The sequence below is a fragment of the Novosphingobium sp. AAP93 genome (genome assembly GCF_001296055.1).
Taxonomy (GTDB): Bacteria; Pseudomonadota; Alphaproteobacteria; order Sphingomonadales; family Sphingomonadaceae; genus Novosphingobium.
Genome location: NZ_LJHZ01000037.1, coordinates 1 through 10,751, shown reverse-complemented (window position 1 = coordinate 10,751; position 10,751 = coordinate 1). Strand labels below are relative to the sequence as shown.

General features: G+C 66.2%; 9 protein-coding genes. 7 read left to right on the top strand and 2 right to left on the bottom strand.

Annotation, left to right across the window (positions count from 1 at the left end; translation table 11 throughout):
* Positions 1-642 precede the first annotated feature (642 nt).
* The 6 genes from IP83_RS07965 to IP83_RS07940 all read left to right on the top strand — a co-directional run bounded on the left by IP83_RS07965 (position 643) and on the right by IP83_RS07940 (position 7,508).
* Complete coding sequence (locus IP83_RS07965) at positions 643-1,686, top strand: glycosyltransferase family A protein (RefSeq protein ID WP_231624961.1); 1,044 nt, start codon at positions 643-645, stop codon at positions 1,684-1,686.
* Positions 1,687-1,688: 2 nt separating this feature from the next.
* Positions 1,689-3,212 (top strand): lipopolysaccharide biosynthesis protein, encoded by a 1,524-nt coding sequence (locus tag IP83_RS07960; protein WP_054121684.1) that lies wholly within the window; start codon positions 1,689-1,691, stop codon positions 3,210-3,212.
* 56 nt (positions 3,213-3,268) lie between these two features.
* The gene (locus IP83_RS07955) at positions 3,269-4,195 is read left to right on the top strand and encodes a retroviral-like aspartic protease family protein (RefSeq protein WP_054121683.1); all 927 of its coding nucleotides are present in this window, start codon (positions 3,269-3,271) and stop codon (positions 4,193-4,195) included.
* A 189-nt stretch (positions 4,196-4,384) separates the two neighbouring features.
* Positions 4,385-6,223, top strand: coding sequence for an ABC transporter ATP-binding protein/permease (locus tag IP83_RS07950; protein ID WP_054121682.1), 1,839 nt, complete (start codon positions 4,385-4,387; stop codon positions 6,221-6,223).
* A gap of 20 nt (positions 6,224-6,243) precedes the next feature.
* The gene (locus tag IP83_RS07945) at positions 6,244-6,804 is read left to right on the top strand and encodes a hypothetical protein (RefSeq protein ID WP_054121681.1); all 561 of its coding nucleotides are present in this window, start codon (positions 6,244-6,246) and stop codon (positions 6,802-6,804) included.
* A complete protein-coding gene (locus IP83_RS07940; RefSeq protein ID WP_054121680.1) occupies positions 6,801-7,508 on the top strand; it encodes a hypothetical protein in 708 nt (235 codons plus the stop codon). Before IP83_RS07945 ends, IP83_RS07940 begins: the two co-directional genes overlap by 4 nt.
* Before the next feature lie 73 nt (positions 7,509-7,581).
* Here IP83_RS07940 and IP83_RS07935 read toward each other — a convergent pair whose 3' ends face one another.
* Positions 7,582-7,782 carry a DUF1737 domain-containing protein gene (locus IP83_RS07935; RefSeq protein WP_054121679.1) on the bottom strand — a complete coding sequence of 67 codons (201 nt, stop codon included), beginning with the start codon at positions 7,780-7,782 and terminating at the stop codon, positions 7,582-7,584.
* 92 nt (positions 7,783-7,874) lie between these two features.
* Here IP83_RS07935 and IP83_RS07930 point away from each other — a divergent pair, with 92 nt between their 5' ends.
* Complete coding sequence (locus IP83_RS07930; RefSeq protein WP_054121678.1) at positions 7,875-9,284, top strand: peptide MFS transporter; 1,410 nt, start codon at positions 7,875-7,877, stop codon at positions 9,282-9,284.
* Between the two features lie 88 nt (positions 9,285-9,372).
* On the opposite strand, the gene hslU is transcribed toward IP83_RS07930, so the two are convergent.
* Complete coding sequence (hslU, locus tag IP83_RS07925) at positions 9,373-10,674, bottom strand: ATP-dependent protease ATPase subunit HslU (protein WP_054121677.1); 1,302 nt, start codon at positions 10,672-10,674, stop codon at positions 9,373-9,375.
* Positions 10,675-10,751 lie beyond the last annotated feature (77 nt).

Sequence of the window (10,751 nt, the reverse complement as noted above, 5' to 3'; positions counted from 1 at the left end):
CATGTGTTAGGCATGCCGCCAGCGTTCGTTCTGAGCCAGGATCAAACTCTCAAGTTTTGTCACAACACCATGCAGCACAAAGCATAAGCCCCGCAAACCACACAGCATCGAACTTCGGGAGCCGATACCTGCACTTGTCAAACGTAATGGATACGAAGGACATGACAGGTTCGGCTTGGTTACCGGAAATCGAGGCCCAAAGACCCTCGACACCGGGCGCCGTCGCCCACATGTCCCTTCATCTAAACCAACAATGTCAAAGAACTCGCCAGACAGAATTCGGCGGACAACCAACATTCCCCGATTTTCGCTACCGGGGGACCTGGTGTCCGACTATGCTGGCGACCAGCAAAAATGTAAGCGATGCCGCCGTCCCTGCCGGTGAACGGGCATATATGGAGGGGGTTCCGGCCCGTCAACGGGATTTTGCATTTTTTCTGAAACAACTCCCAAATCGCCCGGAAACCGGGAGCTTTGGCTGATCCATCAGCGGGTCCCAAATCGACTTCTCCGCCGCTCCCCTGCCAGAATCACCCCACAAGGCCAGATTCGCGCAGATTTGCCGTCCGACTCGGTTTCGTAAGCGAAACCTTAAGCGCCTCAGGTTAGTCCGGATCGGAGATGACCTGCGACTCTTCCCACGTGCCCCCTCCTGCGCCAGCGGCAGGAACGGCGAGCGCCGCTCCCGCGCGCCCGCAGGAACATGCGCGCGTTGCCGTGATCGTGCCCGCGTATGGTGTCGCCCATCTCCTTGGCGAGGCACTCACCTCGCTGCAGCGCCAGACCTTCACGCAGTGGGAGTGCGTCGTCATCGATGATGGCGCGCCCGACGATGTCGCTGGTGCCGTCGCGCCCTTCCTGTCCGATCCGCGCATCCGTTTCCTCGCCACGGCGAACCATGGCGTCTCTGCCGCGCGGAACACCGCCATTGCCGCTTCCTCGGCGCCGCTGGTGGCGCTGCTCGATGGCGATGATCTTTTCCGGCCCGGCTACCTCGCCACTGTCGTGCCGATTCTCGAAACCGATCCATCGGTACGGCTCGTCACCTGCAATGCGCTGATCTTCGGCGCGGTCACCCGTCTGCGCACTTGCGTCGACCGACCCCAGCCGAGGAACGGAACCCTTGCGCAGATTCTCGACCGCTCGTTCAACGTCTACATCGGCACCACCTTCCGCCGCGCAGACTTCGATGCAATCGGCGGCTTCGACACCCGCATGGCCCAATCGGAGGATTTTGACTTCTGGGTGCGCCTGATGATGCTGGGCGGGAGAGCGCGTCACATCGACGCCGTGCTCGGCGAATATCGCGTCCGCCACGGAAGTGCTTCGGCTAACGGCGGCCGCATGCTGCTCGGGAATATCCGCACGTACGAGAAGGCGCGCAACGCCCTTCCACCCGGCGCACCCGAGATTCCGCTGCTCGACAAGCTTCTTGCCGATACCCGCGCTGCGCTCGATTTCGAGCATGCGATCGATGCCATTGTCGATGGCGATACTCAGCGCGGGCTTGCGTCTCTGCGCAGCGCACGCGGACAGGTTGGTGGCTTCCTGTGGGGGGCGTCCTTCTCGCTTTGGCTGCTCTTCCCCTCGCTTGCACGGCCGATGCTGACTTGGCGTCGCCGCGCGCATACCCGGGGCTCAACCGATCCGGCACTCTATCCCAGCTTTCTCGAGACCGAGGGTTGAGCATGACCCGCACCGAGCGCCTCGTTGCCGAGCTCACCGAACACCCCCCGGTCATGTCGGTACGCACGGCCGCTGCCTGGGCGCTTGTCTCGCAATATGCTTCCTTCGCGCTCCAGTTTGCCACCAGCATCGTGCTGGCGCGCTGGTTCATCACCCCGGCACAACTCGGGCTGTTTTCGGTCGCCTTCGCGGCAGTCACGCTGGTCGCTTTCCTGCAGGACTTTGGCGTCACCCGCTACATCAATGGCGAGCGGGATCTGACGGCGGGCAAGATCCACACCGCCTTCACCATCTCGGTCGCTTTCGCCTGGGGCATCGCGCTCCTTGCCATCCTCGCCTCCGGTGCCATCGCCTCCTTCTATCGCGATCCTGCGATGCGACCGGTCGCGCTGGTGATCGCCTGCTCCTATCTGCTGGTGCCGCTTGCGATCGTCCCGCAAGCCACCTGCCAGCGGCGCATGGACTACAAGTCGAACACGATGATCGAAGTCGGCTCGGCCTTCGCCAATGCCGTCGTTGCCATTGCCCTTGCGATCTTCGGCTATGGCGCGCTGGCTCTCGCCTGGGGCGCATTCGCGCAGCAGGCCGCGCGCCTTCTCGTCAGCCAGTGGCGCGCAGGGCTGTTGCTGCCCTGGCCGCTGCGCATCGAGGGCGCCGCGCCGCTGTTCAGGCTGGGCGGTACCAACAGCGCGCAGGCGATGTGCAATTCGATCACCGCCCGCGCGCCTGAGCTCGTCATAGGCCGCTTGATCGACAACATCGCCGTCGGCCTGTTTGCGCGTGCCTCGGGCCTTGCCGGGCAACTTCGCATGCTGGTGGCCGGCGCCGTATCCGGCGTATTCTACCCCGCGTTCCGCCGCGTGCGTGACAGCGGCGACCCGCTCGGCCCGCCCTATCTGCGCGTGGTCGGCGCCTATACCGGCATCACCTGGCCGGCGATGGCCGGGATCGCGGTCCTTGCCGAGCCGATCATCCATCTTCTCTATGGGGAGCGCTGGATCGCCGCGGCGCCGCTGCTCGGCTGGGTCGCGCTGTCGCAGCTCTGCTATGTTGCCGTGCCGCTCAACGGCGATCTGCCCGTGCTGCTGGACCGGATGCGCAGCCTCGTCCGCCGCAATGTGCTTGAGACTGCAGCATCGGTGCTGCTGCTGGCCATCGCTGCGCCGTTCGGCCTTATCTGGGTCGCCATCTCGCGCTCTGCCCACGGCCTTGTGTTCATTGCGATCTATGCCCCGTTCATGCGGCAGATGCTGGGCTTCCGCTGGCGCGAACTGGCCGTGATCTACTTGCGCAGCGTCGTCGTTACCGTCGCCGCAGTCGCGCCGGTTCTGGCCGGCTATCACTTCTGGTCTCCGCCGTCTGACGCCGGGGCACTGCAGATGCTCGTCACTTCGGGCGCGGGCGCACTGCTCTGGTTCGTCATACTCCGCCTGATCGGCCACTCGCTGTTCGACGAGATCACCGGCCTGCTCGGCGAACTCTTCGGCTCCTTGCGTTCGCGCCGAGTAGAACCCGCAAGGCCCTGAATTCCATAGGCAGCCTCCGCAGAAAGGCGTATGCTCTACGGTAGGAGAAGGACGCCATGGGTCTGCTCGCAATCGTATCAACCGGCGCGCTGGCGCTGGCCACGCCCGCACCGCTGCCTCCGGCCCAGACCGGACCCGGCGCAGTCGACATCGTCAAGGCCGACATCGACCGGCACGACCGCATGACCGTGCCTGTCCGCATCGGCCATAGCGGCGGCCAGGCCGGCCCTTACGATTTCCTCGTCGATACCGGCGCCGAGCGCACCGTGCTTTCGCGCGATATCGCCACGCGGCTGCAGTTGCCGATGTCGGGCAAGGGCATTCTCATCGGCATTGCCGGAACGCAGAGCGTCGATCTGGTCGAAGTCGACGAGATCAACCTTGGCCGCCGCAGCTTCTACGGCCTCACCGCACCGCTATTGGACGGCTATAACATCGGTGCCGACGGCATCATCGGACTCGACAGCCTGCAAGACCAGCGCGTCCTCCTAGATTTCGACAAGAAGCGCATGGCCATCGGCGATGCCGTGCAACTGGGGGGCAGCCGCGGGTTCGAGATCGTGGTCCAGGCCCGCCGCCGCTCTGGCCAGCTGATCATGACCAACGCGGTGATCGACGGCGTGCGCACCGATATCGTGATCGACACCGGCTCCGATACCTCGATCGGCAACCGCGCGCTGCAGAAAGCGCTCGCGCGCCGACACAAGGGGGAAACCACGCAGCTTCAGTCGGTCACCGGTCAGACGATCATGGCCGATCTCGCCATGGCCCGCACGCTCAAGCTCGGCACGATGACGATGAGCAATTCCGTGCTCGTATTCGCGGACACTCCCGCCTTCGAAAAGCTCGAGATGGTCAAGCGCCCGGCAATGTTCATGGGCATGAACCAGTTGAAGCTCTTCCACCGCGTCGCCATCGATTTCTCGACCAAGCGGATCCTGTTCGACCTGCCCGACAGCGCGGAGATTCCGTTCCGGTTCTGAGGCGCGTTCGTTGTTCAGCTGCCCCCATCCCCACCCCGCTCATGCTGAGCTTGTCGAAGCATCACACGCGGCGGTGGGGCCAGCACCCTTCGACAAGCTCAGGGTGAGCGAGGTTTGGATCAGGGAGTAACTGGCGGTCAAAGCCCATTCCCACTGGCGAAACCCGCCAAAGCCCCTATCTGGGGATGCATGCCGCCTGATACCGCAACCAACAGTGCCGATGCCCGCCACGATGGCTGGGGCACGCTTCGCCGCTTCCTGCCCTATCTCTGGCCCCGCGATAACCCGGCGCTGCGGCGGCGGATCATCGGCGCCACGCTGCTGATCCTCGCGGCGAAAGCCACCACGCTCGCCCTCCCCTATGCCTATAAGAAGGCCATCGATGCGATGAGCCTGCCGGGCACCGCACCCGGTTCCACCAGCGGCGCCTATGCCGTCGCGCTCGCCTTCGTGCTGGCCTACGCCCTTGGTCGTTTCAGCGGCGTCGCCTTCGACAACATGCGCAACATCGTGTTCGAACGCGTCGGGCAGGATGCCACCCGCGCGCTCGCCGAAGACGTGTTCAGCCGCCTCCACAAGCTCTCGCTGCGCTTCCACCTCGCCCGCCGCACCGGCGAAGTCACCAAGGTGATCGAGCGCGGCACCAAGAGCATCGACGTGATGCTCTATTTCCTCCTCTTCAACATCGCGCCCACGGTGATCGAGCTCGTCGCCGTCGCGGTGATCTTCTACATCAGCTTCGGCTGGCCGCTGGTGATTGCGACCGCCTTTGCCGTCGTTCTCTACGGCTGGGCAACGCGCACCATCACCGAATGGCGCAACGCCCTGCGCGAGAAGATGAACCGGCTCGACGGGCAGGCCATGGCCCGCGCGGTCGATTCGCTGCTCAACTACGAGACCGTGAAGTACTTCGCCGCCGAAGCGCGGGAGGAAGCCCGCTATGCGCAGGCCACCCGCGCCTATGCCGATGCTGCGGTGAAGAGCGAGAACTCATTGGGCCTGCTCAACATCGCGCAGGCGCTGATCGTGAACCTGCTCATGGCGGGCGCGATGGCGTACACTGTGTGGGGCTGGTCGCAGGGCCGCCTCACCGTCGGCGACGTCGTCTTCGTCAACACCTACCTCACCCAGCTGTTCCGCCCGCTCGACATGCTCGGAATGGTCTACCGCACGATCCGCCAGGGCCTGATCGACATGGCCGCGATGTTCCGCCTGATGGACGAGCCGCAGGAAGTCGCCGACGCCCCCGGCGCCCCAGCCCTGCTCATCCGCCAGCCCGCCGTCGTGTTCGACAATGTCGTGTTCGGCTACGAGCCGGACCGCACGATCCTCCACGGCCTCAGCCTCGAGATCCCGGCAGGCAGCAAGGTCGCCATCGTCGGCCCCTCCGGCGCCGGCAAGTCCACCATCGCGCGCCTCCTCTTCCGGTTCTACGATCCACAGGCGGGCCGCATCCTGATCGACGGGCAGGACGTTGCCCAAGTGACGCAAGTCAGCTTGCGCGCTGCGCTCGGCATCGTCCCACAGGATTCGGTGCTGTTCAACGACACCATCGGCTACAACATCGCCTATGGCCGCGACGGCGCCACCCTCGCCGATGTCGAAGCCGCCGCCCGCGCCGCCGCGCTGATGTCGCTGATCGAGCGCCTGCCCAAGGGCTTTGACACCGAAGTCGGCGAACGCGGCCTCAAGCTTTCCGGCGGCGAGAAGCAGCGCGTCGCCATCGCCCGCACGCTGGTCAAGAACCCGCCCATCGTCCTCTTCGACGAAGCCACCAGCGCGCTCGATACCCGCACCGAGCAGGATATCCTCTCGACCATGCGCGGCCTTGCCGAGCAGCGCACAACGATCTCGATCGCGCACCGCCTCTCGACCATCGCCGATTCCGACCGCATCTTCGTGCTCGATCAGGGCCGCCTCGTCGAAAGTGGGGGCCACCTCGAACTCCTCAAACGCGACGGCCTCTACGCCGAAATGTGGAACCGGCAGGCCGCCGAGCAGGCTGACCTCAGCGAAGCGGCGGAATAACCCTGAAAGGATAGCGAGCCATGGCCATCAAGCAGGTTGCAGTGCCCGATGGCCGTGCGCGGATCATCCACACCGGCCTGACCGAGGAAATCGTCATCCCGGCCCGCCGCAACTGGTTCGCACTCAGCTTCCTGCCCATCTGGCTGGCGCTGTGGTCCCTTGGCGGCATCGTGGCTGTCTATGCGCTGTTCACCGAGTTCCAGCTGTTCCTTCTCGTCTGGCTCTGCGGCTGGGCGCTGGGCTGGCTCTATGCCGCCTCGACCATCGCCTGGCAGCTGTTCGGCGGGGAGACCATCCGCGTCGAAGCAGGCAAGCTCATCCATTCCTGCCGCGCGCCATTGTGGAACCGCGAACTGGCCTACGACGTCGCCCAGATCCGCGGCCTTTCGCCCGATCGCGGGCCATCCTTCTTCGAAGGCGCACAGTTCCAGACTCCGCTGCTCACCTATGGCCGCATCGGCGTCATCAAGTTCCACTACGGCGCGAAGACGATCCACATGGCATCCTCGCTCGACGAAGCCGAAGGGCGCCAGCTGGTCGATTGGCTAGCCGCGCGCCTGCCACTCTCAGCCGGGCAATGAAGCGGCTCGTCCCCCTTGCCATGCTGGCGGCGGGGCCACTTGCACAGGCGCAGTCGGCGGTGAATGCGCCGGTGGCAGCCGTTCCCGCGCCCCCCGCCGGACCTTGCGCCGAGACCGGCGGCCTTCTCCCCGGCACTGGCCTCTGCCGCGCCGATGCGCTTGCCCGGCTGCCACGCGGCCCGTGGACGCCCCCGCAAGGCTGCGATGTCACTGCGCAGGAGGCCCAACTCACCGGAGGCCGCTGGCTGCTCTATGCGGCCCAGCGCTGCGGCGAGAAGACCGCCCGCCTCGCCGTCACCCCGCAACAAGGCGGCGCGCTCGACCTGCGCTACGCCGACACCGCCCGGAACACCGAACTCATCGGCCGCAAGGCGCTCACCATTGTCGACGGGCCCCCATCCGCGCCGCATCTCGGCGTCTATACGCTTGTGATGACCGGCCTGCCGAAAGAACAGGTCCAGCGCTGCGCCCTGCGCAACCCGCGCGGCGACGGCTATCCTGCCGACGCTTTCGTATTCGATCTCGCGACTGCTGATGCGAGCCGGTCCGCCGCGCTCGATCAGCCCTGCGGCCCCTATAGCCGCTCCGCCTGGCCGGACACCTACTGGCGCCTGTTCGGCGGCATCGGCGTCTATTACCAGTCCGCCGGCGACCAGCCCGAGTTCGATCCTGCAAGCCTCACGGTCTACAAACCGGGCAGCTGACCAGCCTCCCCGCACCCACGTCGTCATTCCCGCGCAGGCGGGAAGCCAGAGCGGCCAAACGCCGCCCAAACCCTCACTTCACCACGTCCGCCTCGTGCCACACCACGGCCTGCGCCGCCTTCATGCAGCCGCCTTCCTCGTCCCACGTGATCGTGGGCGAACCATAGAGCCGCCAGCCCTGCATCAGCGCTTCGGACACGCGCTCGCAAAAGGCGCGGTCGTCCTTGCCGGTGAGGAGGCGGTAGATCGGGCGGTCTTCGGGGGTCGTGTACATGCCCGTACCATAGGGCAAACAACCGGCCTGCGCACCGTCCAACCTTGCATTCCCCGCCACATCGGGCACGTTCCGCCGCGCGGAGGGCAGCGATGGACGGCACAGCGGCAGCAGGAACCCCTGAAAAGACGGATCTTTTCGGCCAGCCCAAGGGCCTGTGGATCCTCTCCGGCACCGAATTCTGGGACCGCATCTCGTTCCACGGCATGGTCGCCATGCTCGTGCTCTACATGACCGGCGACTTGCTGCTGCACCCGGACCGCGTCGCCACGATCATCGGCTTTGCGCCCTACCGCGCCGCGCTCGAAGCCCTGTCCGGCACGCTCAGTCCGCAGGCGCTCGCGCTGCAAACCTTCGGCTACTACTACGCCTGCGTCACCGGCCTGCCGCTCGTCGGCGGCTGGATGGGCGACCGCGTGATCGGGCGCAAGCTCGCGGTCGGCGGCGGCGCGGCGATGATGACGGCGGGCCACTTCGCCCTCGCCTTCGACCGCACCTTCCTCATCGCGCTCGTCCTCCTGATGTGCGGCGCAGGGCTCCTGCGCGGCAATCTCTCCGCGCAGATCAAGTCGCTCTACGCCGATGGCGACCCGCGCGAAGTCAACGCTTTCCAGTACTACTACCTCGGCATCAACTTCGGCGCGGCCGCCGCGCCGATCCTCAGCGGCAGCGTTGCCGCGATCTGGGGCTGGCATGCAGGCTTCGCCGTCGCGGGCTTCGGCATGCTGATCGGCCTCGCGCTATACCTCGCCGGCCAGCGCTGGCTCCCCGCCGAACGGCAGCGCGCCCCCCAGCCCTCCGGCAAGCGCCCGCCGCTCACCCCCGGCGAGCGCCGCCGCGTCCTCGGCCTCCTGCTCATCTGGCCGATGGTCGTCGGCTACTGGACCGCGCAGGCGCAGATCTGGAACGTCTACAACATCTGGCTGCGCGACACCGTGAACCTCGACGTCGGCGGCTTCGAGGTCCCCGTCCCGTGGTTCCAGTCGCTCGACGGTCTTGCGCCGGGCCTGTTCATCCCGCTCGTGCTGTGGATCTGGAGCCTCCAGGCCAGACGCGGACGCGAACCCGACGTGCTGACCAAGCTCGCCATCGGCAGCGTGATCTTCGGGCTCAGCGTCGGCCTGCTTGCCGCCGGACCGCTGCTCGCCAATGCGCAGGGCCGCGCCCCGATCGCGCTGCCGCTGCTCTTCCACGTCACCTCGAACTTCGGCGCGATGTACTATGCCCCGGTCGTCCTCGGCCTCTACGGCACCCGCGCCCCGCAGAGCCTGCGCGGCACGCTCGTCGGCGTGAACTACATGGCCGTCGCTGCCGGCAGCGTGCTCAGCGGCTGGATGGGCGGCCTCTACGAATCGATGGGCCCCGCCCCCTTCTGGCTCCTCAACGCCGCGATCTGCACCGGCGCCGGCCTCGGCATCGCGCTCGGCGCGCCGCTGCTGAACCGGCTGCTGGCGCAGGATGAAGACAAGGCCGCAAGCCTCCCCCAAACCCGCTCATGCTGAGCTTGTCGAAGCATCATGCACAACCGCCGCGCCAACACCCTTCGACAGGCTCAGGGTGAGCGGGTTTGAGCTGGGCTTGGTGTTTAGCCTAAAGAATATACTTCGAAAGATCCGCGTCCCCCGCCAGCCCCGCCAGCCGCTGGCTGACATAGGCCGCGTCCACCGTCACCGTCGTCCCGCGCCGGTCTTCGGCCTCGAAGCTCACTTCCTCGAGCAGCTTTTCCATCACCGTCTGCAGCCGCCGCGCGCCGATGTTTTCGACCGTCTCGTTCACTTGCGCCGCCGTCTTCGCCACCGCGCGGATCGCATCCTCGGTGAACTCCACCGCCACCTGCTCGGTCGCCAGCAGCGCGCGGTACTGCTCGACGAGGTTCGCGCGCGTCGAGGACAGGATATGCACGAAGTCATCCTCGGAGAGCGCCGCCAGCTCCACCCGGATCGGCAGGCGCCCCTGCAGTTCGGGCAGCATGTCGCTGGGCTTGGCCACATGGAACGCGCCCGAGGCGATGAACAGCACGTGGTCGGTCTTCATCGGCCCGTACTTCGTCGCCACCGTCGTGCCCTCGATCAGTGGTAGCAGATCGCGCTGCACGCCCTCGCGGCTCACCGAACCGCCGCGCACGTCGCTCACCGCGATCTTGTCGATCTCGTCGATGAACACGATGCCGTTGGTCTCCGCATTCACCAGCGCCGCGCGTGCGACGTCGTCCTGGTCCATCCGCTTCTCGGCCTCTTCGTCGACCAGCTTGTCCCACGCGTCCGCCACGCGCAGCTTGCGGCGCTTGAGCGGCTTCTGGCCGAACGCCTTGCCCATCATCTCGGACAGGTTGATCATGCCGATCCCGCCCTGCATCCCGGGAATCTCCATGGACCGCGCGGGCGTATCCTCCACCTCGACCTCGACTTCGACGTCGTTCATCGAGCCTTCGGTGATGCGCTGGCGGAAGCTCTCGCGCGTCGCCTCGCTCGCGCCGTCGCCGACGAGCGCCTTGAGCAGCCGGTCCATCGCCGCCTTGCTCGCCGCCTCGCGCACCGCCTCGCGCCGCCGGTCCTTCTCCAGCCGCACCGCTTCCTCGACGAGATCGCGCGCGATCTGCTCCACATCGCGGCCGACATAGCCGACCTCGGTGAACTTGGTCGCCTCCACCTTCACGAACGGCGCGTCCGCCAGCTTGGCCAGCCGCCGGCTGATCTCGGTCTTGCCGCAGCCCGTCGGCCCGATCATCAGGATGTTCTTGGGGCTCACCTCGTCGCGCAGTTCGGCGGGCAGGCGCTGCCGCCGCCAGCGATTGCGCAGGGCAACAGCGACCGCCTTCTTCGCATCATGCTGGCCGACAATATGCGCATCGAGCGCGGCAACAATGGCTTTGGGGGTCAGGGTTTCGTTCATTTCAATTTCCAATGGGCCGTTCGTGTCGAGCGAAGTCGAGACACCTGACGCAGCGCATGGTGTCTCGGCTTCGCTCG

Excerpts from the sequence above, each read along its gene's own strand:
- IP83_RS07960 (WP_054121684.1), top strand. The coding sequence starts at position 1,689 with ATGACCCGCACCGAGCGCCTCGTTGCCGAGCTCACCGAACACCCCCCG.
- IP83_RS07955 (WP_054121683.1), top strand. The coding sequence starts at position 3,269 with ATGGGTCTGCTCGCAATCGTATCAACCGGCGCGCTGGCGCTGGCCACG.
- IP83_RS07950 (WP_054121682.1), top strand. The coding sequence starts at position 4,385 with ATGCCGCCTGATACCGCAACCAACAGTGCCGATGCCCGCCACGATGGC.
- IP83_RS07945 (WP_054121681.1), top strand. The coding sequence starts at position 6,244 with ATGGCCATCAAGCAGGTTGCAGTGCCCGATGGCCGTGCGCGGATCATC.
- IP83_RS07940 (WP_054121680.1), top strand. The coding sequence starts at position 6,801 with ATGAAGCGGCTCGTCCCCCTTGCCATGCTGGCGGCGGGGCCACTTGCA.
- IP83_RS07935 (WP_054121679.1), bottom strand. The coding sequence starts at position 7,782 with ATGTACACGACCCCCGAAGACCGCCCGATCTACCGCCTCCTCACCGGC.
- IP83_RS07930 (WP_054121678.1), top strand. The coding sequence starts at position 7,875 with ATGGACGGCACAGCGGCAGCAGGAACCCCTGAAAAGACGGATCTTTTC.
- hslU (WP_054121677.1), bottom strand. The coding sequence starts at position 10,674 with ATGAACGAAACCCTGACCCCCAAAGCCATTGTTGCCGCGCTCGATGCG.